24 protein-coding genes and 1 tRNA gene are annotated in these 24,365 nt (G+C 62.9%); 15 read left to right on the plus strand and 10 right to left on the minus strand.

Going from position 1 to position 24,365, the window contains the following annotated elements:
- The first annotated feature begins 121 nt into the window (after positions 1-121).
- From EA462_RS14585 to EA462_RS14595, 3 genes are all read left to right on the plus strand, one after another.
- On the plus strand, positions 122-1,606 hold the full coding sequence (locus EA462_RS14585; RefSeq protein WP_124179322.1) for a single-stranded DNA binding protein: 1,485 nt from the start codon (positions 122-124) through the stop codon (positions 1,604-1,606).
- Positions 1,607-1,672: 66 nt separating this feature from the next.
- Complete coding sequence (locus tag EA462_RS14590) at positions 1,673-2,104, plus strand: histone family protein (protein ID WP_124179323.1); 432 nt, start codon at positions 1,673-1,675, stop codon at positions 2,102-2,104.
- A gap of 1 nt (position 2,105) precedes the next feature.
- The gene (locus EA462_RS14595) at positions 2,106-3,137 is read left to right on the plus strand and encodes a histone deacetylase family protein (protein ID WP_124179324.1); all 1,032 of its coding nucleotides are present in this window, start codon (positions 2,106-2,108) and stop codon (positions 3,135-3,137) included.
- Between the two features lie 59 nt (positions 3,138-3,196).
- Here EA462_RS14595 and cca read toward each other — a convergent pair whose 3' ends face one another.
- On the minus strand, positions 3,197-4,612 hold the full coding sequence (gene cca / locus EA462_RS14600) for a CCA tRNA nucleotidyltransferase (protein ID WP_124179325.1): 1,416 nt from the start codon (positions 4,610-4,612) through the stop codon (positions 3,197-3,199).
- 95 nt (positions 4,613-4,707) lie between these two features.
- Here cca and EA462_RS14605 point away from each other — a divergent pair.
- The 3 genes from EA462_RS14605 (at position 4,708) to EA462_RS14615 (ending at position 7,429) form a co-directional block, all read left to right on the plus strand.
- A tRNA-Asn gene (locus EA462_RS14605) sits at positions 4,708-4,780 on the plus strand.
- A gap of 148 nt (positions 4,781-4,928) precedes the next feature.
- Positions 4,929-6,134, plus strand: coding sequence for a GTP-binding protein (locus EA462_RS14610; protein WP_124179326.1), 1,206 nt, complete (start codon positions 4,929-4,931; stop codon positions 6,132-6,134).
- A gap of 8 nt (positions 6,135-6,142) precedes the next feature.
- Positions 6,143-7,429, plus strand: a complete 1,287-nt coding sequence (locus EA462_RS14615; RefSeq protein ID WP_124179327.1) for a CobW family GTP-binding protein — start codon at positions 6,143-6,145, stop codon at positions 7,427-7,429.
- Between the two features lie 189 nt (positions 7,430-7,618).
- Here the strand turns inward: EA462_RS14615 and EA462_RS17765 are convergent, their stop codons facing one another.
- The gene (locus tag EA462_RS17765; RefSeq protein ID WP_341538907.1) at positions 7,619-7,966 is read right to left on the minus strand and encodes a DUF6498-containing protein; all 348 of its coding nucleotides are present in this window, start codon (positions 7,964-7,966) and stop codon (positions 7,619-7,621) included.
- Positions 7,870-8,322, minus strand: a complete 453-nt coding sequence (locus EA462_RS17770) for a DUF6498-containing protein (RefSeq protein ID WP_279387017.1) — start codon at positions 8,320-8,322, stop codon at positions 7,870-7,872. Before EA462_RS17770 ends, EA462_RS17765 begins: the two co-directional genes overlap by 97 nt.
- 104 nt (positions 8,323-8,426) lie before the next feature.
- Here EA462_RS17770 and EA462_RS14625 point away from each other — a divergent pair, with 104 nt between their 5' ends.
- The 4 genes from EA462_RS14625 to EA462_RS14640 all read left to right on the plus strand — a co-directional run bounded on the left by EA462_RS14625 (position 8,427) and on the right by EA462_RS14640 (position 11,427).
- A complete protein-coding gene (locus EA462_RS14625) occupies positions 8,427-9,014 on the plus strand; it encodes a MogA/MoaB family molybdenum cofactor biosynthesis protein (RefSeq protein WP_124179328.1) in 588 nt (195 codons plus the stop codon).
- A 90-nt stretch (positions 9,015-9,104) separates the two neighbouring features.
- Entirely contained in the window at positions 9,105-9,725 is a 621-nt protein-coding gene (locus tag EA462_RS14630; protein ID WP_124179329.1) for a hypothetical protein, read from the plus strand.
- A 135-nt stretch (positions 9,726-9,860) separates the two neighbouring features.
- Positions 9,861-10,790, plus strand: a complete 930-nt coding sequence (locus tag EA462_RS14635; protein ID WP_124179330.1) for a replication factor A — start codon at positions 9,861-9,863, stop codon at positions 10,788-10,790.
- 1 nt (position 10,791) lies between these two features.
- Positions 10,792-11,427, plus strand: coding sequence for an RPA family protein (locus EA462_RS14640; RefSeq protein ID WP_124179331.1), 636 nt, complete (start codon positions 10,792-10,794; stop codon positions 11,425-11,427).
- Between the two features lie 236 nt (positions 11,428-11,663).
- Here the strand turns inward: EA462_RS14640 and EA462_RS14645 are convergent, their stop codons facing one another.
- Entirely contained in the window at positions 11,664-12,026 is a 363-nt protein-coding gene (locus EA462_RS14645) for a cell division protein SepF (RefSeq protein WP_124179332.1), read from the minus strand.
- 114 nt (positions 12,027-12,140) lie between these two features.
- Positions 12,141-12,620, minus strand: a complete 480-nt coding sequence (locus tag EA462_RS14650; RefSeq protein WP_124179333.1) for an RNA-binding protein — start codon at positions 12,618-12,620, stop codon at positions 12,141-12,143.
- A gap of 141 nt (positions 12,621-12,761) precedes the next feature.
- On the opposite strand from EA462_RS14650, the gene EA462_RS14655 reads away from it, so the two are divergent.
- From EA462_RS14655 to EA462_RS14665, 3 genes are all read left to right on the plus strand, one after another.
- On the plus strand, positions 12,762-13,391 hold the full coding sequence (locus EA462_RS14655; protein ID WP_124179334.1) for a TMEM175 family protein: 630 nt from the start codon (positions 12,762-12,764) through the stop codon (positions 13,389-13,391).
- 142 nt (positions 13,392-13,533) lie between these two features.
- Entirely contained in the window at positions 13,534-13,824 is a 291-nt protein-coding gene (locus tag EA462_RS14660) for a DUF7562 family protein (protein ID WP_124179335.1), read from the plus strand.
- A gap of 79 nt (positions 13,825-13,903) precedes the next feature.
- Positions 13,904-15,184, plus strand: coding sequence for an RNB domain-containing ribonuclease (locus tag EA462_RS14665; RefSeq protein WP_124179336.1), 1,281 nt, complete (start codon positions 13,904-13,906; stop codon positions 15,182-15,184).
- Position 15,185: 1 nt separating this feature from the next.
- On the opposite strand, the gene rqcH is transcribed toward EA462_RS14665, so the two are convergent.
- Positions 15,186-17,372 carry a ribosome rescue protein RqcH gene (rqcH, locus tag EA462_RS14670; RefSeq protein ID WP_124179337.1) on the minus strand — a complete coding sequence of 729 codons (2,187 nt, stop codon included), beginning with the start codon at positions 17,370-17,372 and terminating at the stop codon, positions 15,186-15,188.
- Between the two features lie 152 nt (positions 17,373-17,524).
- Between rqcH and EA462_RS14675 the strand changes: the two genes are divergently transcribed.
- A complete protein-coding gene (locus tag EA462_RS14675) occupies positions 17,525-18,175 on the plus strand; it encodes a hypothetical protein (protein ID WP_124179338.1) in 651 nt (216 codons plus the stop codon).
- 255 nt (positions 18,176-18,430) lie between these two features.
- Positions 18,431-19,279 (plus strand): ZIP family metal transporter, encoded by an 849-nt coding sequence (locus EA462_RS14680; protein WP_124179339.1) that lies wholly within the window; start codon positions 18,431-18,433, stop codon positions 19,277-19,279.
- Positions 19,280-19,410: 131 nt separating this feature from the next.
- Here EA462_RS14680 and EA462_RS14685 read toward each other — a convergent pair whose 3' ends face one another.
- The 4 genes from EA462_RS14685 to EA462_RS14700 form a co-directional block, all read right to left on the minus strand.
- Positions 19,411-21,072: a tRNA uridine(34) 5-carboxymethylaminomethyl modification radical SAM/GNAT enzyme Elp3 gene (locus EA462_RS14685; protein WP_124179340.1), complete on the minus strand. Its 1,662-nt coding sequence runs from the start codon at positions 21,070-21,072 to the stop codon at positions 19,411-19,413.
- 73 nt (positions 21,073-21,145) lie between these two features.
- Positions 21,146-21,652, minus strand: coding sequence for an SHOCT domain-containing protein (locus tag EA462_RS14690; RefSeq protein ID WP_124179341.1), 507 nt, complete (start codon positions 21,650-21,652; stop codon positions 21,146-21,148).
- A gap of 147 nt (positions 21,653-21,799) precedes the next feature.
- Positions 21,800-23,953 (minus strand): DHH family phosphoesterase, encoded by a 2,154-nt coding sequence (locus tag EA462_RS14695; RefSeq protein ID WP_124179342.1) that lies wholly within the window; start codon positions 23,951-23,953, stop codon positions 21,800-21,802.
- Between the two features lie 90 nt (positions 23,954-24,043).
- Positions 24,044-24,307 (minus strand): hypothetical protein, encoded by a 264-nt coding sequence (locus EA462_RS14700; RefSeq protein WP_124179343.1) that lies wholly within the window; start codon positions 24,305-24,307, stop codon positions 24,044-24,046.
- Positions 24,308-24,365 lie beyond the last annotated feature (58 nt).

Below are 24,365 nucleotides of genomic sequence, written 5' to 3' on the forward strand. Positions count from 1 at the left end.
TGTGGAGCCTCCACGACCGTCGTACACCCCGGTCGAGCGACGTTTCCGTGCGACCGGCGATCGGCTCGAACGGACCGAATGGACAACGCTTATGCGCAGGCTATGCATGCACGAGCCTAGAATGAGCGACATCGAGGGCGTCTACGAGGACCTCGAGGCCGACGTCTCTCTCGAGGAGTTTCGCGAGGCCGTCGAGGCGAAAGTAGAGCAGATGGGTGGACTCGCGGACGAGGAGACGGCGGCGATGCTCGTCGCTCACGAAGTCGGCGAGAGCGAAGTCGGCGGCATCGCTGACATCGAACCCGGGATGGAAGAGGCGAAGTTCGTCGCCAAGGTGGTGAGTATCGGTGAGATCCGGACGTTCGAACGCGACGGCGAAGACGAGGACGGACGCGTCGCCAACGTCGAGGTCGCTGATGAGACCGGGTCGGTTCGGGCGGCCTTCTGGGACGATCACGCTCGCGCCGCCGTCGAAGAACTCGAGGAGGGGGACGTCCTCCGGATCAAGGGCCGGCCCAAGGAGGGATTCAGTGGCGTCGAGGTCAGCGTCGACGACGTCGAACCCGATGCGGAGACGGAGATCGAGGTCCAGATTTCGGACACCTACACCGTCGAGAGTCTCTCGCTCGGTCTCTCGAACGTCAATCTCGTCGGACTCGTTCTCGACACCGGGACGGTACGGACGTTCGACCGCGACGACGGCTCCGAGGGGAGAGTGGCAAACCTCGTCCTCGGTGACTCGACCGGTCGAATTCGCGTAACGCTGTGGGACGACCAGGCGGATCTCGCGACCGAGTTCGATCCGGACACGACCGTCGAAGTGGTCGACGGATACGTCAAAGAACGGGACGGCAACCTCGAACTCCACGTCGGCAACCGCGGTACACTCGAGGAAGTCGACGAAGACGTCGAGTACGTTCCCGAGAGCACGCCGATCGAAGACGTCGAAATCGGGCAGACGGTCGACCTCGCCGGCGTCGTTCGCTCCGCGGATCCGAAACGAACGTTCGACCGAGACGACGGCTCCGAAGGACAGGTTAGAAACGTTCGTATCCAGGACGCGACCGACGACATCCGCGTTGCGCTCTGGGGGGAGAAAGCCGATATCGACCTCGGACCGGGCGACGAAGTCGCGCTGGGTGACGTCGAAATTCAGGACGGCTGGCAGGACGACTTCGAGGCCTCTGCAGGCTGGCAGTCGACGATCACGATCCTCGAATCCGAAGCTGCGAGCGCCGACGGGACTGAGAGCGATGACTCCGACGAGAACACGGGACTGTCGGCGTTCTCCGGAGGCGGTGATGACGACCCGGCCGACTCGGCTACTGAAACCACGGCGGAGACGGACAGCGGTGACGCCGTCGCCTCGAGTGAGACCCAGGATGCCGGAGGTGAGACCCAGGAGTCCGGTGGTGCGACCGATCCGACGACGGGGGAGGAACTCGAGTTTACCGGCGTCGTCGTTCAGGCCGGAGATCCGGTCGTACTCGACGACGGCGAGACGACGATGAGCGTCGATACCGACGCCGACGTCGGACTCGGTGAGGAGATCACCGTTCGCGGTGTCGTTCACGACGGTCGTCTCGAGGCGAGCGACGTCTTCTGAACGGTCGAACATCCGTATCGGACGCCTAGGAAAAGCGTTAAGGGAGTCACCTTCGCCTATCATGGTATGAACGTCGAACTCCCGTTCGCCCCGGTGGATACGATAATCCGGCGGAACGCGGGTGATTTACGGGTGAGCGCCGACGCGTCGAGGGAACTCGCAACGCGGATTCAAGAACACGGCAGCGAACTCGCCATCGACGCCGCCGAACGCGCGACTGCTGACGGACGAAAGACGCTGATGGCGGCTGATTTCGAGGTCGAAACGGTGATCGACAAGGACGATCTCGAGTTGCCAGTTGCTCCGGTCGATCGGATCGCCAGACTGGAGATCGACGATCGATACCGCGTCGCCATGGATGCGCGGATCGCACTCGCGGATATCCTCGAGGACTACGCGGATAACGTTGCCCGGGCGGCGGCGATTCTCGCACACCACGCCGACCGGCGAACGATCATCGACGACGACATCGAGACGTACTTCTCGTTGTTCGAGTGAGATGCAATTCGGCTACAGCGAGGTCTGTCTCGCACACGACCCGGGTTCACGTCATCCGGAGACGCCGGATCGATTGCGAGCGATCCGGGAGCGATTGAAGAGAAAACACGGCGTCGAGTACGTCGAGGCGGATCCCTGTGACGTCGAGGCGATCACTGCCGTCCACGACCGAGAGTACATCGAGTCGCTTGAGGAGTTCTGTGCCGACGGCGGCGGAGAGTGGGATCCGGATACCACCGCCGTCGAAGCGACCTGGGATGCGGTTCGTCGCAGTGCGGGACTGGCGTGCTGGGCCGTCGAATCGGCACTCGAGGGCGCTGATGGTCGAAAAACGCCGTTTTCGCTCGGTCGTCCACCGGGCCACCACGCCGTTGGCGACGACGCGATGGGGTTCTGTTTCGTCAACAATGCTGCGGTCGCCGCTCAGTACGCGCTCGATCACGACAACTACGACGTCGACCGAGTCGCGATCGTCGACTGGGACGTCCATCACGGCAACGGCGGACAGGACATCTTCTACGATCGAGACGACGTCTTCTTCGTTTCGGTCCACGAGCAGGGACTGTACCCGGGAACCGGCGATGTCGACGAAACCGGTGAGGGTGACGGCGACGGAATGACGATGAATCTTCCGATGCCGGCCGGAACGGACGACCTCGAGTATCTCGCCGCCATCGGGGGGCCGGTGACCGCGGCACTCGAGGGATACGACCCCGACGTGGTGATCGTCAGCGCGGGGTTCGATGCGCATCGACACGATCCGATCTCACGCATTCGTCTATCGACGGAGGCCTACGCCCTGATGACTGACCGGCTCCGGGCGCTCGCGAACGATACCGACGCCGAACTGGCGTTCGTCCTTGAGGGGGGCTACGGACTGGACGTCCTCGCCGACAGCGTTGCCCTCGTCCACGAGACGTTCGACGGTCGAGAGCCGATCGAGCCGGGCGGCGAACTCTCCGATCAGGCGGAATCTGCGCTCGAGGACGTTCTCGAGGCGCACGGGCTGGATCTCGACCTCGACTGTTTCTGAGCGACCGTGGGCGCTTGTGAGTGATCTTGCCCGTTTCTGATTGCTCTCGACCGTTCGGATCAGGGGATCGGCTCGAAGTAGGCTCTGAGTTCGGATCCGAACTCCTCGAGCAGCGTCTCGATGTCCGTGTCGATCAGTACGTCGTACTCAGACTCGAGTGCGCTCTCGACGTGTACACCGAGTCCGACGCTAAAGATTTCGTCGCTCTCGAGAAAGTCGCGGGCGGTCGTGAACTCGCGATTGCGCTCGGTGACGTATCGATCGCCGTCGAGAAACGGACCGTAGACGTCGGCCGTCTCGGCGTACGCCTCGTAGAACGTTTTCGCGTGGGTTCGAACGTGGACCGGCGGGCCACCGTGGCGCTCGACCAGCGGTCGTTCGCTGACCGCGAGTTCGACGAACACGACCGCGCTCTCGTTGGCCATCGTCGTCGCACGAAACACGTCGAACCCCCGCTCGTCGAGCCCGTTGGTAATCCCTTCGAGTGATTTTCGGAGCTGTGGATAGAGCTGATCTTCGACGAGATTCGGTGCCTCGAATCGGACGGCCACCGGGGTCGTTCCTCGCCGCTCTACGTGATCGCGGAGTTCGTCGGCGGAGAGTGGAGCGGGATCGTCGGGCTCGAAGTACTCGAGATCGGGATTTTCGAGGAATTCGCGGGCGTAGTGTTGCAGGCGGGCAACGTTGACCGCGGCACAGACCGCCGCGACGTTTCGATCGGGGTCCGTGGGATCGATAACGACGAGCGGATCGTCGAAGCTGGTTCGCCCGTGGTCTTCGGGATCGAGGTGGACCGGCGGCTGCCACTCGCGTGCGGCCTCGAGCAACGGTCGAAAACCGCCGTACTCGCAGACGAGTAGTTCGGTCAGGTAGCCACTGAACCCTCGTGTCCGAAGATCGCTACCGTAGACGCCGATCCCTTTCAGAAACTGCTTGGTCACCCGGACATCGGCGGCGAGTTCGTCGTCGAGACGATCGACGAGGTACGCCGTGTGAAACGGCGTTCGGTCGACTGCCGAACGGATCTCCGTCGCCGACTCGAGACGAAAGCAGGGAACGACGTCGATGTCGAACCCGTCGACGTCGCCTTTGACGTAGGGGTGCTCGGCGTACTCTTCGTGTCCCGTCGGAAGGGTCGCGTGACCGACCGCCAGCCCGTAGGACTCTAGCGTCTCGCGGTCGAGCGTCGGCGGAAAGCGAACGAAGATATCGATATCGCGGTCGCCGCTCGTCCAGGTGTTTCGCGCGCTCGAGCCCGCCCGCAACACGTCGGCATCGGGACACAGTTCGGTCGCTTTCGACTCGGCGCGCTTCGTCAGTCGACCGGCCACGCCACGGAGACGTTCGCGTTCCGCTTCGTCTGGGTCGACGCGCTCGCGAACCGCGGCGACGACCGCGTCTCTCTCGTCGAGTTCGTCTCCTGACGGATCGGCCCCGTCGAGATCGCGCTCGTCGTCGGCGTTCTCCCCGTTCATTGTGAGCGCATACTCGAGGGGGAGGTGAAAGCGTGTCGAACCGACGGAAGCGAAAACGAAAGCCCTATCAAATCAACCCGCCCATCAGTAGATGGGCCGAAGTAGCTCAGATGGTAGAGCACCTCGCTGTTAACGAGGTTGTCCCAGGTTCGAGTCCTGGCTTCGGCGCTTTTCCTTTCACACCCACAGACACTGAGTGAATACACCGAGTGAACTGATCGAACACGGAGCCATAGCGACTAGCTCGGACCGGGTACACAACCAAAACCGAACTCATGGCTAGCTTTAATAATTCAGGGTTAGAATATAGCAATACATGACTACTCAGCGAATTCCCGTCACAGTGTTGAGCGGAAGTCTCGGTGCCGGCAAAACGACCGTACTCAACCACGTACTCACAGCCGACCACGGACTCGAGGTCGCCGTCGTCGTCAACGACATGGGCGAAGTGAACGTCGACGCCGAACACGTCGCTCAACGATCCGATCTGAGCGACGACGACGAAATCATCGAGCTATCGAACGGCTGTATCTGTTGTCGGCTGCGGGGAGACATGTTGGAGGAAGTCGGCCGGCTTGCCGACCGCCGGGAGTTCGATTATCTACTGGTCGAATCCTCGGGTATCTCGGAGCCGATCCCGGTCGCACAGACGTTCGCGATGGGCTTCGAGGACGCGTCGTTCGATCCGACCGATACCTACGCGCTCGATACGATGGTCACGGTCGTTAACACCCACAGCTTCTTCGAGTCGTTCGATTCCGGGACGGCGCTCGTCGAGGACGAGCTCGAGGACGACTCCGGACGCGTTCCCGAGGAGATACTGCTCGATCAGATCGAGTTCTGCGACGTTCTCGTGCTCAACAAGTGCGACCTGGTCCCCGACGACGCGCTCGACGAGATCGAGTCCATACTCGGGACGCTTCAGCCACGCGCACGAATCGTTCGCACCGAGTTCGGTGACGTCGAACCCGATGGTATCCTCGGAACGGGACGGTTCGACTTCCAGGCGGCTCAGAACTCCGCCGGCTGGAAACACGAACTCCAGCACGAACACGCCCACGACCCACGCGAGGAACACGGCGTCACCTCGTTCGTCTACCAGCGCGATCGACCGTTCCATCCGGAACGAGTCGCTGCGCTCCTCTCGGAGCTCCCGGACGAGCTGATCCGTGCGAAAGGGTTCTTCTGGAGCGCCGGTCGAGAAGACGTCGCGATGGGCATCGACAAAGCCGGAAGCTCGGTTCGTGCTGGTCCGTCTGGACAGTGGCTCGCAACGCTTCCCGAGCGCGAGCGCAGGCGGTACTTCGCCGCCCGTCCGGGACTCGAGGATGACTGGGACGACGAGTGGGGTGATCGGATGACCCGCCTCGTGTTCATCGGTCGCGAGTTCGACAAAAAACCGCTCATCGACCGCCTCGAGGACTGTCTGCTCACCGACGAGGAGATGACCGAAAACTGGGACCGGTATCCCGATCCGTTCGAACCGGAAGAACGACGTGAACTCACGCTCGCAGACGACTAACGAACACGATGTCCACTCCGGTTACCCTCCTCTGTGGCGAACTCGGCGCGGGGAAGACGACGCTTCTCTCCCGGCTTCTCGAGTCGACCGACCTCGAGATCGCAGTTCTGGTAAACGACGTCGGCGCGGTTAACGTCGACGCCGATCTCGTCGAGGCGCGTACCGATCTTTCGACGGGGGAGGAGGTCGTCGCCCTCGAGAACGGCTGCATCTGCTGTAGCCTCGGGAACGAGCTGTCGCGCTCGGTGATCGAACTCCAGCGCGAACACGAGTTCGACCATCTCGTCGTGGAGGCTTCCGGCGTCAGTGAGCCCGAACCGATCGCCAGACAGTTCGTTCGCGGTCCCGCAGCCGGCAGCTACGATCCGAACGCGATCGTCACCGTCGTCGACGCGCGGCGGTTCCACGACCGGTTCGTCGATGCCGACTCCGACGGTGAACCGCCCGCGATCGAGGGTGCGGACGGTGGCGGGACGCGCCCGCTAGCCGACCTCGTTCTCGAGCAGGTCGAATTCTGCGACGTACTCGTCGTCAATAAGTGCGATCTGGTGAACGAGAGAGAGCGAGACAGCGTCGTCGCGTTGCTCGAGACCATCCAGCCTCGCGCCGAAATCGTTGCGACGGAGTACGCCACACTCGAGGCCGACAGCCTCCTCGACGCCCACCGATTCGACCTCGAGGCCGCAACGGATGCCGCGGGCTGGAAGCGTGCGCTCGAAGATGATGCGAACCGCGAGCGAGACCACGATCACGGTGGTCACGATGATCACACACACAGCCACGGCGAGGAGACGAGCCACGACCGCGGTCGCGATCACCATCACGCGCACCCACCCGAGCGCTACGGGATCTCCGTGGACAGCTACCACCGTCGACGGCCGTTCCATCCCGAACGGATCGTCGCGCTTCTGGCCGACTTGCCCCCGGAGCTCGTGCGCGCGAAGGGACTGTGCTGGATCGCCGGCCGCGAGGATCAGGCCATCACGATGAGCCAGGCAGGAGACGAGACGGCCCTCGAGGTGACCGGTCGATGGATCGCCAGCCTCCCCGAACGGCGCCGGGAACGCTACCGACGGGGACAGCCCGACCGCGAGTGGGACGACGAGTGGGGCGACCGCGAAATCCGGCTGGCGCTCATCGGCCGCGACCTCGACCTCGACGCCCTTACCGACCGCTTCGACGATTGTCTGCTCACCGACGAGGAGATGGCCGCCGACTGGTCGACGTTCGAGAATCGGACCCCGACGGCGATGGGTGAGTCAACCGTCGTCGCCGACGAACGCGGACCGAGCTAGCTCGAGCGGAAACGATACACGATGTACAATGCACGAGGTTCGTCCGGCTCGCACTGGTGTGGATTCGACGTGCGTCTGTGTGTGACCGCTATCGTTCTCCCTCCTCGGGATCCGGATACGCTCGTTTCCAGAGCCCGGAGAAGACGAGCGCGACGAACGGCAGCCCGAACACGACGTACGGTATCGCGCCTAGCAGGGGCCACGGACCGAGTGCGAACCCGACGGCGACGACGAGCACGCCGCCGACCAGTCGACGAGCAGTTTGACGGCGACGAACGCGACGAGGACGGCCGCCCCGCCCCTCTCCGCGGCGACGAGCAAGACGAAAATCAGGAAGAACGCCTGTCGCGCCGGCGTCTCGACGACCGCGTACGGCGAGGTCGTCTCGTAGCGACCGCCCCGTCGGTAGTCGTGCCAGGTCTCGGCGCCCTGCCCCACGACTAACGCTGCGACGCCGAGCCAGACTTCCGGCCGCGTGAGCGCCTCGTCGACGGCGACCTCCGCCAGGGCGGCCACGACGAAGAGCGCGGTCCACACGCTCCGAAGATAACCGCACCGACGAACGGCAGGTTCCGCGGGTAGACCGGCGGCAGCCACGATACCAGTGTGATGCTCCCGCGCTTTCGCACGAGGTCGGTGTTCCCGACGCTGAGCACGCCCAAGTTTCCGCTGTCCTTCTCCAGATCCTCGACTCGCGGCGGTCGGCCCGCGAACAGCGCCTTCGTTGCGGCGAGCGGGAATGCGAGCAACACCTCGAGCGCGTAGATCACGACCAGCGTCGACGGTTCCCAGCCGTACGCGAGAACGCCGACGAGCGGCACCAGATTGGCGAAGAGGATCGGCGCGAACGCCGCGGTCGACGGTGCTCGAGCACGAATGCGTGACGGGACCATCGTCGTCGACACTACTGGAATCGGACACGATAAGGGTACTGAACGACGGTCGTCTCGAAGCCGTCCCACACTATCTTATCACACTCGAGCGCACACGTGATCACATGGTTACCGATCGAGACGAGCGACGCGGCACCGACCACCACGGCCACGATATCATCGACCCGCTCTACGTCGGGATCGTGACGGTCTCGAGTTCCCGTGCGGACGAAACGAGCCCCGACGACCCCGGCGGGGACACGATCCAGGAGTGTTTCGAGGCCGAGGACCACGAGGTCCGCGAGCGGGCGCTCGTCCGCGACGACTACTCTTCGATCCGCACGGCCGTCCGGGGACTCGTCGCCCGTCGAGATATCGACGTCGTGGTCACGACCGGCGGAACGGGCGTCACGGCCGACGATGTCTCGCCCGAAGCCACGTCGTCGCTGTTCGAACGCGACCTGCCCGGCTTTGGCGAGCGCTTTCGTGCGCTCTCGTGGGAGGAGATCGGTACACGAGCGATCGCCTCGCGCGCGACCGCCGGAATCGCCGTCGACACGCCGGTGTTTTGCATCCCGGGCAGTACGGGCGCGTGTCAGACCGCCTGCGAGCAGCTGATCGTCCCCGAGGCCTCCCATCTCGCCGGCCTCGCGACGCGCCACCGCGCGGGCACGACGGACCAGTCGCTGTCGGCCTACGGCGACGGGGAGTGAACGGATAACCGAACCCGATCCGGCGGGTAACGCACGGAGTCGAGCGACGAGAACGACACGCCTGAGTGCGTGCGGTTCCAACCCCGATCGATGCCCGACTGCGACTACTGTGACGCGTCGTTTACCGACGAGGAGGCGTATCTGGATCACCTGGCGAGCGAGCACGCCGCAGATCTCGGACGGATCGACCGACGACGCGTCGAACGACGAGGCTCGCTCGAGGGCGACGGTGGCAGCAGTCCGATCGTTCTCTACGGTCTCGCGCTCGCGTTCGGTCTGATCGTGATCGGTGCGGTGGGATACGTCGTGACGTCGGGAATGGCCGACGAGGGCTACGTCCACGAGCACGGGCAACTGACCGTCGAAGTCGACGACGAGGTGATCGACTTCGAACAGCAACGGTACTACCAGGAGGAACTGGGTGGAACGTTCCACTTCCACCCGGACGACGGGAACACCTGGCATATGCACCCCGATCGCGTCGACCTCGAACACGCGATGGCGGACATCGAGATGCCGATCTCCGAGGGCGCGATCACGATCCACGGCGAAGCCTTCGACGACGACGCTCCGGATACGAACGTCGAGATCACGATAAACGACGAACCAGCCGATCTCTCGGAGGAGCTTCACGACGGCGATCAGATCCGGATCGCGGTCGAAACCGCCGACGGTGACGGTCTTCCGGACGCTGCCGACGAAGACCACTGATCCCCACGCCCGTTTCCCGAACAGCACGTCGGGCGTCGATCGCGTTCACTTTCGCTCCGGTGGCGGCAGTTTAAATAGTATCGGGCGCGAACACCGGTATGTCTCCCACTGAAACCCAAGAGGAGGCGTGACACAATGAGCGACGTACGACAGCACGCAGCGGACATACACGAGCAGTTTTCCGACCACATCGACGTCACCGTCGAAGAGATCGAAGAGCGTCTGCACACGCTCGTCGACGAATATAAAGTGCCGACGGACGAGGCACGACGGAGCGTCACGAACCACTACCTCGAGGAGGCGGGTCTAGAGCACGAGGACATCTCGAGTGGCTCGAGCCAGCGCGTCTCCGTCGAGGACGTCGAGGAACCCGAACAGTGGGTCGACCTCACGGCGAAAGTCATCGAACTCTGGGACCCCCGGAGCGATGCCGTCGCCCAGGTCGGTCTGCTTGGCGATCCGACGGGAACGATCAAGTTCACGAAGTGGGCCAAATCGGATCTCCCCTCGCTCGAGGAGGGCGGCGTCTACGAACTCGGGAACGTCGTCACCGACGAGTATCAGGGCCGATACTCGGTCAAACTGAACAGCACGACGGTCATCGAGGAACTCGACGAGGAGATCGAAGTCGGTGACGACACGAGCGAGATCGAAGGCGCACTCGTCGACATGCAAAGCGGCAGCGGCCTCATCAAGCGCTGTCCAAAGGAGGACTGTACCCGCGTTCTCCAGAACGGCCGCTGTAACGAACACGGCGAAGTCGAAGGCGAGTTCGATCTCCGGATCAAGGCCGTCGTCGACGACGGAATCGACGCCCACGAGGTCATCTTCGATAAGGACGCCACCGAGGAGCTAACCGGTCTGAGCCTCGAGGAAGCGAAAGACATGGCGATGGACGCACTCGATACCACCGTCGTGGCCGACGAAATCGCAGACGACATCGTCGGCACCTACTACCGGATCGAGGGACCGACGTTCGGCCGGTACGTCCTCGCGGACGATGTCGAGGAACTCGGCGGACCGACGGATGCTGAATCGCTGCTAATCAGAGCGAGGTCGATGTGATATGAGCCAGTCAGAACTCACCCGCGAAGTCGCGCGCCGCGTCTTCGCATCCGAATTCAACGATTCGACGTACGCCTTCAAAGAAAGCGACGACGAGCGCGCGCCGAACTACGCGCTGCTTCCGACCGGGGACCGGGCCAACCGCGTCCTCGTCGTTGGAACCCTAACCGAAACCGAAGACGTCGGTGAAGACAGCGAGTACTGGCGCGGACGCGTCGTCGATCCGACGGGCACGTTCTTCGTCTACGCCGGCCAGTATCAGCCCGAAGCGGCCTCGGTGCTCCGGGATACCGAACCACCGGCGTACGCCGCTGTGGTCGGGAAACCCCGAACGTACGAAACCGAAGACGGAACGGTGAACGTCTCCCTTCGACCCGAATCTATCTCCATCGTCGACGATGCGACCCGCGACCGGTGGGTCGTCGAAACCGCCGAACGGACGCTCGATCGTATCGAGGCGTTCGAGGAGTGGGAGGCCGAACAGGAGGCCCCCGAGAGCGCCTCAACCGCGCCCACGAACGAGTACGCCCAGATGGCTCGCGAGCGCTACGATTCACCCGTCGTGAACTATCGAAACGACGTTATTCAGGCCCTCGAGGGGCTCGAAGAGACGAGCGATCCCGAAGCGACGGTTTGAGTCAGGCTGGGATCTCGTGGTGCTACACAGCCAAACCCGTTCGCCGTCGTAACCCAGGTCGGTTCGCCGTAGAGACAACGAACACCGCACTCGGTTCATCGAGGTGGCGGCTCTCGAGAGTGGCGGTTCGAACTCCAGAACGGTCAGTACAGTCGTTATACGGACGGCTGTACCGGTTGACGGGTGCTATCGCGACCCGTCTATGTCGCACCGGTACTAACTGACAACGGACCCTCTCAAAACGACTGGCCGAGTTTTTCGCGTCCGATTCGAACGCCCGTTGGCGTAATAATCATCTGGTCGTCGCCCTTTCTGACGATATCGCCGTTGACCTCCTGGGCCACCTGCCGGAGTTCGTCGACGACGTGTTCGACGGTGCTATCGTTCGTTCGTAGCCGAGTGACGTCTGCGATGACGATGTCGCCGTCGTAGACGGCTTCTTTGATGTCGATCGCGTCGGCCTGTCCGCTGACTTCTGCGATGTGTACCTGCATACTCGCGTCCGCCGATTCCGTCGAGACGTCGTCGAGATCCAGTTCGACGTAATCCTCGGCGGTTCGAGACTGGTTCCCGCCGATGATTCTACTCATGAGTCCCATTGCCGTTATCCACTGTCGCCGCGAGTATAGTTCTTACGTCAGACACCGTTTCGGAACTGGTAATTTCAGTTTCGGATTTCGGCGTGGTTTTGCGATCGAAATCAAAAGATCGGTTCAACCGGCGAACTCGTAGAGATCGTCACCGACGTGATGAAGCGAGTCGACGACTTTTCCCTCGTCACCGACCATGTCGGCGCCGTCGACACGAGCGCGGCCGATCGCCAGCACTTTTCCGTGAGACTCCTCCGCGATGAGCACCAGATCGTCAGACGCGATGTCGTCGGTCGCCTCGGTGATCCCGGGACGCATCACGTCGGCACCGTCGCTGACGAACGAAATCGCACCCGAATCGACCGTCACAACCCGCTGGCTGGGTTCGTACGCGTTGGCTCCGCGAACCGTCAGAAACGGCTGCTCGTCGAAGTACGACACCTGGGGTTCGCCGTCGATCAGGATCACTTCCCAGTCGGTGTCTTCGAACTCGACGCGCTCGTAGGTGTCGCCGTCCGGTGTGACGCCGAGTTGATCCGAAAGCGTGTCCTCGAGTTCCGAAACGGCGTCACTCCGGAGGTGATGTCGAGACTTTACCTGCATACACGCGCTTGCGCCCGTTTGCATTTAAGCTGTTAGATTCGTTTCCCCGTCTAAGCGGATAGAGTCGCTTCCTCGTCGGATCCGATCGCACAGCGGGCGAATCGGGCGAGCGTATTCCTCGCTTCGTGTGGTTATCCAGACATGGTCAGGACGCTTTCCGGGGACGGGACGGATCGAATGGAGGCACTGAGCGACGGCCTGTTCGCGATCGTGCTCACGCTGTTGGTGTTGCAGTTCGACGTTCCAGAGGTCTCTGCGTCGGAGCTTCCGACTGCGATCGCAGATCAGGAAACGCTGTTGGTCAGCTACCTGTTGAGCTTTCTCGTCGTCGGCCTCTACTGGATCATCCACCACAATCTCTTTCGGTACATTACTCGCCACGATCGATTGCTGCTATGGATGAACCTCCTGTTTTTGCTCTCGATATCGTTTCTGCCCTATCCGACGGAATTACTCGGAATGTACGGCACGCAGTTCGCCTGGACGTTGTACGCGACCAACTTCGCGCTCGTGGGCGTTTTCCTCACCGCCGTCTGGTCGTACGCTACTCGAGCGGGCTTTACCGACGATCGAATCGACGATCGAACGGCCTGGCTGGTGACGATCAGGGGAATGATCTCGCCCGCCGTCTTCGTACTCTCGATCGGTGTCGCCGCCGTCTCACTCTCGATTGCCTTTTTCGTTCCGGTGTTGATCGTCCCGTCCCAGCTTGTGTGGGCTCGGTACTACCAGCGAGAGACGGGAGCAACGGACGCGGACGAGATGGGATAGGAGGAGGGACGTGTGCCCCGCCCCAGCGAACGTCCTCGAGATCTGGCACCTTCGTTCGAACCTGACTGATCGGACGACGGAACTGTATACGCGACCGAATACGGTGACAATTGCTAAGTGATAACGCGACGTACGCCCCACCATGTGGTCCGCCCGGAACCGCACTGAGGCGGTGACGTGTCTCGCCTGCGGGGACGAGGTGTCCCGGTCGCGAGCGCGCGAGTACGACAAGCACGGTGACCGCTGGAACCGCGCGGACAAGACGTTCGAGCATCTCTGTAAACGCTGTGATGACGAACTGTGTCGTCATCCACGGGACGAACTCGAGGAGCTCCTCGTCGAACTCGAGGCGGGAACGGACGGGACGAGTAGATTTCTCACAGCCTATTTCCGCGCCGTCGAAGAGCGATACGGGTCGCTCGAGGAGCGTTGATCGCCCGTCACGGTGCGAGCGCTGTTGTCGCGACGGCCGTCCCGACACGACTTTCACACCCACGTCCGTAGGCCCCCTCATGAGCGACGATGCACAGGCCGAAGCCGGTACGGCCGAAGGACAGGGCCCCGTCGAAATCTCCGAAGAGCTCTCGCGTCATCTCGAGAACAAACGCGAGGAACTCTTCGAGAAGTTCGAGATACGTGATGGGTTTCCCGCCGAGGTACTCGACGAGGCCGAGGCCCGGACGGAGAACGTCCAGTCGGAGATCACGGACGAAATCGACGAGAGGCGTGATCTTCGCGATCTGACGACGTGGACGACGGATCCGATCGACGCCCAGGACTTCGACGATGCGATCTCGGTCGAAGAGCGCGACGACGAGTACGTCCTCTGGGTCCACATCGCTGATGTGGCCCACTACGTCCACCCCGAGTCGTCGATGTGGACGGAAGCGGTCGAGCGGGGGAACACGGTCTATCTTCCGGGATACACCGTTCACATGCTCCCGCCAGTACTCGCTGAATCCGTCTGCTCGCTCGTTCCCAACGAGGAGCGATTCGCCCACACCGTCGAGATGCACCTCGACAGGGAGACGCTCTCCTACGAGACGATCGACATCTACAAATCGGTCATCGAATCCGACGAGCGACTCACTTACTCGCAGGCGGAAAACCGCCTCGACGATCCGGACGCTCCGCTACACGAGGAGAACGTCCTCGTTCACGATCTCGCAGATCAGATGCACGAACAGCGTAAGGAGGACGGCTCGCTCGTGTTGAACCCCTCCCGAGACCGTGCGCACACGATCATCGAAGAGTGCATGCTCAAAGCCAACAAGGCCGTGACGCACGAACTCATGTGGAATCGCGGCGTAGAGGCGATGTACCGCGTCCACCCCCAGCCCAGCCCCGACGAGTGGTCAAAGGCGCTGCAGGAGATCCAGGACCTGGACGGCGTCTCGATCCCCGGAGACACGTGGGAAGATCCGCGAAAAGCCGTCAACGCAACGCTCGAGGAGGCCCCCAGCCGCCAACTCGATAAGATCCAGTGGGCCGTCATGAAAGTGATGCCCCGTGCGCGCTACATGAACGATCCGTTCGGCGGTCACCACGCGCTCAACTTCGAGATCTACGGCCACTTCACCAGTCCGATCCGCCGGCTTTCGGACCTGATCAATCACTGGATCGTCTACCAGAACGATGTCCCCGAAAACCTCGTTGCACTCTGTGACCGCGCGAGCGACAAACAAAAAGACGCAGAGCAGTGCGAGCGAGAGTACAAGTCGTTCCTTCAGGAGGTCGACCTCGATCCGATGGCGGTCAACAACCGCGGGATCGAAGTCGTCGACTCAGACTGACTCACTCCTCTGCGATCCGACTTCCGCCGGGCGGCATGAAGTGTTGAATCCGGTCCGGGCTCGCGATCTTTCGGACGAACGACTCGTCTTCGAATCGCTCGCGGAACCGTCGGTACAGTCGCTTCGCCGCGTCGGCCTGAGCGTATCGTCCGGGCTCGAGATCGATCGTCGTCGCCGCCTGGCCGTCGATCGCTGACGGTGGTCCGCCGATCACGCGGGTGTAGGGCTCACACTGGATGCCGACCGCCGTCCCCACCGGCGTATCCCGGTAGTACGTCCGGTCGCCTCGGATCGCGAATCCGCCTTTCTCGAGGTACTCGCCGCTTTCGGGCGTCTTCGTCACCTGGCCCGAATCGACGGCGTAGACGTCACCCGCGTAGCGCCCGTCCTTCCAGACCGACGAGTAGGTGACCGCGAACTGTGCGGCCTCCTCGATGCTCGAGTCCGGGAGATCGATATCGGACGAGGACGCCTCGCTCGGATCGGTCGCCTTCAGGACGGTGACGGGGCCGCCGTGGGCCTGAGTGTGCAACACGGTGTCGCCCGGCTCGAGATACTTTTTGACCAGCTCCTCGTTCTGGTCTGCGTTTCGGCCGCCGATCACGAGGTAGCCGTCGCTGGTATGAAACCAGCGGAACCGATCGAACCACGGTTCGTTTTCCCGGATCGGGATCGAGGGCGATGCGAGCCAGTCCCGATCTACGTCGTCGTCTTCGTTCCGTCCGGCGTCGTCACCGTCGCCGTCGTCGGCCTCCCACTCCTCACGACGTCGTTTGGCCGCAGCGAGATCCTCTCGCGTGTCTTCGATCGCCGCGAGCGCACCCTCCTTTTTCTCCCCGATGCGTTTCGCTTCGGTGTAGAGGCGGTCTGCGTTCTGCTCGAGCCCCTCGCTGGCGTCGATGTCGATTCGCGATCCCTCGAGTTCGACCGTCACGAGCCCCTCGCTGGCGTCGATGTCGACGACGGCTTCGGCGGCCTCGATTCCGCGATCCCTTCCCTCTTCGAACCGTTCTTCGATCTCGTCCCACGAGCGGTCTTGCTCGCGAGCGTTCTGGACCGTCGACAGGATCTCGTCGATCAGACCGTACTCGGCGTACAGCAACTCCGCGTTCTCCCGCATGGCCTCCGCTTCCAGCTCGAAGCCGTCGATCGCACCCTGTTGTTGTTCGATGATCCGCTCGTACTTCGCGATCTCTTCTTCGAAATCCGGGCGTTGATCCGTCGGATCCGGCGCTTGCTCGTCCGCTCGCTCGAGTCGGAAGAAGTAATCGTCGAGCGCCGTCAGGAAGTTGTCGTATGGCTCGGCGGCCAGCTCGCCGTGTTCTTCGAGCGGGAACGGCGTGGCGTCGAGAACGCGGTCGGCACTCGAGTCGGTCGTCGGCTGTGGATCCTCGCCGGACGTCCCGTCACCCTCGTCCGCACCGCCGTCGTCGTCCGCGCGCTCGAGATAGAGCCGCGCGTCGAAGTTCCGGTTGCGAACGTCGAGTGCGAGCCGTTCGATGGCGCTGTACAGTCGCTCGTAGACGTCTTCGTCGGCCTCGTCGATATCCATCTCCTTTTCGACGCCCGCGCGGGTACAGATTTCCTCACCGTAGAGACCGCCGAAGTTCAGCTGGGTCGCAAGCGTTCGCACGACGTCCGTATCGGAGTGTTCCATCTCGTGTTCGAACGCCTCGCGCGAGACGGTGAGCGGGTTCGTTCGAGTGTCGGGAAACTCGTATCGCGAGCCGGGGACGACCGTTCGGGACTTCAGGCGGACGGTCTCCAGACAGTCGATCACCTCGTACTCGCCGTCGGTGACGGCGACGTTCCCCTGGCCGAACAGCTCGACGATGATCCGGGTGGTCCCGTCTTCGCGCTCGAAGACGAACTCGAGGATGCGGTCGAACTCGTACTGCGAGACGCCAGCGAAGTCCGCACCCGACAGTCGGTTGCGAAGCATCATCGCGAACTGTGGCGGGCGACCCGGTGCGTCCGGAACGCGCTCCGGAGCGACCGTGTGCGCTCGTTTGGTCTCTCCGACCTCGAGCAACAATTCGACCCGGCCGCGATCGAAGTCGCGCATCTTCAGCCGGACGAGATCGTCGCCGTAGAGGTAGGCCTTGTCGACTTTCGCTCCCTCGTAGGTCCCGAGTTCCCCGACGAGGGCGGCGAGGTCGACGCTCGTGAGCTCCCGCTTTGGATCCATACCCGTATCTGGCCGGCGCTGTCAAAAAGACGTGTCGCTCCGAACCGACACCCGTCGATCCGCCGTGGCTCGAGACGCGGTCGATCGAAACGCGGATCCGTCGACGACGTCGGTCGGAAAAGCTAATCCGGACCGGGACACTTGACTCGAGCATGAGCTCTCCGCAGGGGTGGTCCGAGGTCAACGAACTCCCGGCGTTTTTCGACCGGCTCGAGGACTCCGGCGGGATTCCGGTCCGCGAGTTCGTCGCGCAACTCGACGAACAACACGACCTCGACATCGACGCCGACGGCATCGTCTACCACGATCGGGGGATCCGGGTGCCTGGCTACGACGCGACGTTCGTCCACGAACCGACCGGTTCGCGGGGACGACCCGCGTTCAGCGTCCAGGTCGACACCGTCGGTCCGCGAAACGCCTGGGAGATCTTCGACGATACGCTCACCTGGAACGCCTATCTCCTTCGCACGGAGGGACTCGCCGCGATCGCCTGGTTGAGCGACGAGGAGTACCGGGTTGAGGAGTCCGATCACTTCGAAAGCACACGCGAGGCGGTGTCGGCGGGTCGGTTTTCGTTCGGGATCTTCCTCCACAGCGGCGAGGACTGGAACGAACAGATCGATCGAATTCAGCGGACGAACGCACCCGCGTTCTTGCAGCGCGAGGACGGCTCGACCATGCTCCCTTCGACACAGTCTGAGTTCTACCAGTACGTCGACTCCACGCCGACCGAGTTCCGAACCAGCGGCGGAAACGCACCGTCCTACCTGGGCGTGCTCGAACTCGAGATCACGATCGATTGATCGAGCTTGATCGCTTACAGCTCCCCTGCCTCGAGGTAATTCTCCGCGCGGGGCAAAAGTCCCCACACGGAGGGGCGACACGTCACCTCGCCCTGAACTCGGGGACGCCGAACGTGAACGGCGAGTATTCGTCTGCCTAATTCAGGCCAGAACGGGAGTCCACCGACGAGAGCCTCCCTTCAGGGCGGAGAAGGTGACACAGCAACTACTGTGACGGTGCGTCAACGATATCCGTCGCCACGGTGAGCAAGACACATGACGTCGCTCGGGGAGGTCGTCGTCGTCGCCGCGATCGCGGGCTGTGTAACCGGCCTCGGAGCGCTCCCGGTTCTCGTCACCGATCGGGTGAGCCATCGCGTCTACGACGGTGCGCTCGGACTCGCCGCGGGAATCATGGTCGGTGCGGCCGTCTTCGCCCTAATCGTTCCCGGCCTCGAGCTCGGATCGCCGTCCGAGGTCGTCGCCGGCCTTTTGCTGGGCGGGACGTTCTTGCTCTCGGTCAACGCCATCTTACCGCACATGCACCTTCGCTTTCGACGAGATCGAATCGAAGGAACCGCCGTCGTCGACGATCCGCTTCAGGATGACGGCGGACCCGGCACGAGCGAGCGCGAACGCGACGAACCGACCGTCGACGACCACTCGAGCGCCGAGGACCTGCGACGAGCGGCGCTCGTCGGCAGCACCGTCACGATTCACAACGTTCCGGAGGGACTTGCGGTCGGGATCGCATTCGCCAGCGGCGAAACGGCGCTGGGGTTCGCCATCGCGACCGCCATCGCCGTCCAGAACGTTCCAGACGGCTTCGCGATGGCCGTCCCCGCCGCTCGAGCCGGAGTCTCACGATCGAAAACGGTCCTCTATACGACCCTCTCGGGCGGCGTTCCGGAGCCGATCGCCGCCGCAATCGGGTTTTCGCTGGTCATTGTGGTCTCCGGTCTCTTCCCGATCGCCGCCGGCTTCGCCGCGGGTGCGATGATCGCCGTCGTCTTTCGGGAGCTCGTTCCCTCGAGCCACGGACACGGCTACGCCGACACGGCGACGGCGACGTTCATCCTCGGCTTCGCGTTGATGTTGCTCGTCGATACGGTACTCGCAGTGTGAACCTGGATCGTCACGACGCACGAATCGTGAACCGCTACGGTGAAGGGGTGATGATCAGCTACGATGTAAGACGATGACTCGTGACGGTGGAGGAACCACGACGCGCGAACCAAACGAACTCTCGGCCGCTCTCACAGTCGCTTGCTCACGTACGGCCCGTCCTGATGGTAGCCGAGTTTGTTCCGATAGTACTCTCGAGCGCCGATACCCGAGATCACGCTGAGTTTGTCGTAGCCCGCGTCGGCCGCGAGTTCTTCGGCTCGTTCCATGAGGCGACGGCCGTACCCCTGGTGCTGGTGTTGGTCCGTCTCGCTGTCGTTCCCGACTGCCACTTCCGAGCCGTAGACGTGAAGTTCGCGGATCAGCGCGGCGTTCTCGAGTTCCGGTCTAACCGGTTCGTTCGGAAAGCGCAATCGACAGAACGCAATCAGTAGATCCTTTTCGAAGTCCTCGAAGGAGATGAACCGTTCGGTGCCGCCACAGGCCTCATAGCTCATGACGTCGAGTTCGATGGACTCGGGCTCCTCGTCGTTCATCCCGACCTCGCGACAGCGGATGCACTCGCACGTCCAGCCGTGGTCGTCCATGCGCTGTCGGGCCAGCTGCCGGAGGTTCGACTTCCAGACGCCGGCGTCGATGAAGTCCGCCGGGATGTCCCGCTGGACGCGCTGGAGACGAGTGTACCTGGGGATCATCGACTTGATCTCTGCGACCAGTTCGGCGGCCTCGTCGTTGTCGAGGGGATCGTACTCGCCGTTGTGCCACCAGTCGTAGGTGGCGGTTCCCCGGACGATCAACGTCGGGTAGATCTTCAGGTAGTCGGGTTTCCACTGTTCGCCTTCGAAGATCCGACGGAAGTCCTCGAGACACATCTCCGTGCTCATCCCCGGCTGGCCGGGCATCATGTGAAAGCCGACTTTGAACGCCGAATCTCGGAGCCGGCGGTTGGCGTCGATCGAATCCGCGGTACCGTGGCCGCGGTGCATGTCCCTGTTGATGCGCTCGTAGGTCGTCTGGACGCCGACTTCGACTTTCGTCCCGCCGAGGTCGAGCATCCGGTCGATCTGTTCGGGATCGCACCAGTCCGGTTTGGTCTCGAAGGTCGTTCCGATGTTGCGGACGTCCGCGGTCTCGTTTTCCGCGATAACGTCCTCGACGTAGTTCCACTCGTACTCCGACGGATCCTGCGCGAAGCTTTCGCCTTCGGCCGGTTCGGGCTCCTTGTCGACGTCGTAGTCGTTCATCGCCTCTAAGGCGCGCTTGACGAACCACTCCTGGTAATCGTGGCTCCGTGCGGTCATCGTCCCGCCCATCAGGATGAGTTCGACCTTGTCGACCGGGTGGCCGATCTCTCGGAGCTGCTCGAGACGGAGCGTGACCTGCCCGTACGGATCGTAGTCGTTCTGGACGCCGCGTGCCGCTGCGGGTTCTTCGCCCGTGTAGCTCTGGGAGGACGAAAACTCGGAGTCGGGACCGCCCGGACAGTAGAGACACTTCCCGTGAGGACAGCGCTCGGGGGACGTCATGATCGCGACCGGCGAGACGCCCGAGGCCGTCCGGACGGGTTTGCGCCGGAGCACCGGCTCCAAAACCTCACGGTGTTCGTTCGGTGCGTGATCCAGCAGTTCGGAGTTCTTCGGCACCTTCGGAGCCGAGTGCTCCGAACAGGCCTCGAGTTTGGCTTTTTCGACCTCGTCGCGTTCGATCTCGCCCGCCAGAATCCGCTCGACGAGCGTCGCACAGACCTGCTCGAAGGCCTCCGTCTCGGTCGGATCGGGCGTCTCGGTACTCACTACTGGGATTTCTGGGTGCGTCGTGAATAAGCGTGTCGGACTCGAACCCCTGTTGTCCGGCTCGGAGAAACGATTACGTCTCGTACTCGAGGTTCGAGTCCTCGTTCGAATCGCGAAACTGGCGATGAGTTCGATCTTCGCGTGCGTCCCGTCGCCAACGGTCGGCGTCCTCGAGCGTTTCGGTTTCGAGCAACCGCTCGAGCTTTTGTTCGAACTGTGCGTCGGTCAGTTCGCCCGCAGCGTATCGGTCTCGAAGCGTCTCGAGGGCATCCGCGTTGCTGTCGACTCGGTTCGTCGATGAACTCGCGTCGACGCTCTCGTCGTCCTCGCCCGAGTCCGTTTCCGACTCCCACGACTCGTCCTCGGAGTCGTCGTCCCACCAGTCCCACCACTCCTCGCGGTCGGACTCGTCGCCAAACAACAGGGCGACTAGCGGAACGACGACGATGTAGCCGACGAGTAAGAGGGGAAGCCACCACCACTGGTTAGTAAACAGACCAACGAGCCAGAGGCCGGTGACGATCATCGCCGTGATCTCCGTGATGTTCTCACGGAAGCGCGTCGCGGGATCGTCGTTCATGTCGAACCATTCACAGTCCTTCCCGAAAATTGTTTCCACGTACACGAGCAGCCGAGCGATCGGTCGGTGTCGTCACTCGAGGAGCGAGCGTCCCGAGGAACAGGACTGACGCGTCCGTCGTCGCGCGACGTCGGCGTTCGGTTCGAGTTATTCGAGCGTTTTCGGGAGTGCGTCGAGTGCGGCCGCGCGAACGGCGCCCCGCTCGCCGGGGAGGTACTCGACGTGGCCGTCCTGACCGCCGACGACCCGGACGCCGCCGTCCGGAACCGTCTGTGCGATCGCGTCACCGAGTTCGCGAACGTCGAGCGACTCGGTCGCGCGGACGTGGAGTTCGTCGTCACCGATTCCGAGCGTGACGAACCGATCGCCGTCGGCGTCGTCGCGCTGGCGGCGGTGTAACGCGTCGAGCAGGAGCGTCGTCGTCGGGAAGTTGTAACGGTGGGTGAACGCTCCCGTGTCGAGAACGGCGACGGAGAGTCCGTCGACGTCTTCGAGTTCGAGGTTCTGGCGTGCGGTTTCGAGTTCCGTCTCGAGTTTTGCACGGAACTGTTCTGAGACGTGAGCCGCGAGGTCGCCGTCTCGCCCGGTTCCGGGCTCCTCTCCGTCATCGAACAGGAGATCTGCGACGAGTTCCCGCTTGTCCTTGTAGGACTGGTAGTACGCCTCGAGTGCGACTGCTTCGCGTCGCTCGGAGATCGTCGTCTCGTCGTAGCCAGCGTCGGTTGCGAGCTCGAGGTACGCCTCGGGCGTGTCCTCCCAGTAGCTGACGGCCGGAAGGTGCTCGACGTCCTCTCTGACGTCTTCGTTGACGTGGGCCGCGACGTTCGCGGCGAGAGCCGTCGCCGTCAGCCCGGAAACGTCGACGCCGGCGAGCGACGGCGTTACCGCCGTCGAGACGGCATCGGCGATTTCCTCGTCCGCGCGGCTGTCGTCGATGACGACCGAGTCGACGTCATAGAGCGAGAGCAAGTCGTAGCCGTCGACGGATTCGACGGTCGAACCGGCATCGACCAGAACGACGAGCGGAAGCTGCTCGCCGTGACGATCGCGCGCCTCGAGCATCGCGGTGACGTCGTCGGTTGCGGCGTCCATACCGTAGACGCGGTCGTCGAGTGGCCGGCGCTCGAAGTAATGATACTCGGCGTCGTCGCGGGTGTGTTTCTCACGAACAAGCGGCAACACGGCGCGTTCGATGGCCGCACCTGCGACGTAGCCGTCGGCGGTTGCGCGGTGGCGTACGACGATCGGCCGGGCCTCTATGATGGCACGCCGAATCGTCGTCGTCGCGTCACCCAGCTCGTCCTCGACGGCCGCGACTGGTTCGTGCGCTGCAAGCGTGACGATCTCCGCCGGACGGGCCTCGCGCTCGATTGCGCTCTCGAGGCGGTCGACGATCGTCTGGCGCTCTTCGTTTTCGAGGATCTCGAGGGTTTCCGTCTCGATCTGGAGGTCACCGTTGTGACGTTCGACCTCGCCTTCGAGTGCGACGATGTCGTCGATGTCGACGTCGGGGTAGGCCCGGACGCCCGCCTCTTCGAAGGCGGCACACTCGACGGTCGCGCTCTCATCGCGCAGTTCGAAGACCGTCGGGCCGCTGGTCTGGCGAACGCCCGTGATCTCGCCCTCGAGTCGGACGACGCTGCCGATCTGATTGTCGATGGCGTCGATCGTCGTTCGGTTGAGCGCGGGCTCCGGTTCTTCGTCGTCGGCGTCGTCGGCATCGGTCCCCGGTGAAACGGCCGCGGCGCTCTCGGTGGCGACGGTTCCCTCCGTGGCCGCAACGGGTTCCGTTCCGGTCGGTGACTCCGGAGCCGGACGGTCGGTATCGGAATCTGCAGACCCGTCGTTCGAGGAGCTCATGCCCGTCTCCGTTGGCTCCTCGTCGGAGTCCGTCTCCGACGCGTCCGTCGAATCGTCGGCCTCCTCGGGACGGTATTCGTCGTCAGCCGTCTCGATCAGGTGACCGCGAAACTCGCGTTCGCGCTGTCGGATCGACCAGCCGAGGTCGATGTTGCCGTTGTCCCTGACGTCGAGAACCTGGACGAACATTTCGTCGCCCGGCTCCCAGTCGAGACTTTCGAGTCGTTGGTCGAGTTCGCTTCTATGCAACAGGCCAGTGACGTGGTCTCCGATGTCGATGAAGACGCCGAAGTCGGCATAGCCATCGACGGTACCCCGGTAGTACCGACCGGGGGTGAGCTGTGAGGAAGCGGTGCCTCGAAATTCGAAGACAGCGTCCTCCTCGTGGCTCTCACAGATTTCTCCGTCAACTGGTTTGCCACAGATGATGCAGTTACCCATCTATTCGGTTCAAGCAGTTTCGCCCTAAAACGGTTGTCGAAATTCGCTCGGCGGAAATTTCGATCGGCATCCAGGCCGATCGCCGCCGTCTCACTCGAAGACGGCGGATTCCTCCTCGAGTTCGTCGATATCGTCGGCAAGCGACCGAACCTCTTCCGGGAACAATGAAACCTGAATCTCGTTGTCCTCGTCGTCCTCGAAGACGAGTTTGACCCGCTTGTCCCCGAACTCGCGGGCCGACGCCGAGTCGACGTCGAATAGCTTGACCGTCGCGGACTTGTTCGTCGGGCCGACGTTTTTGATCGATCCCTCGTTTAACTCGACCATAAACTCCTCGAGCGTGAGTGCGAGCATACCTCCCGTAGGACCCCCGGCTAAAAAACGACACTGACATCCTCGCGACGATTCCTCG

The organism is Natrarchaeobius halalkaliphilus (assembly GCF_003841485.1).
Classification (GTDB): domain Archaea; phylum Halobacteriota; class Halobacteria; order Halobacteriales; family Natrialbaceae; genus Natrarchaeobius; species Natrarchaeobius halalkaliphilus.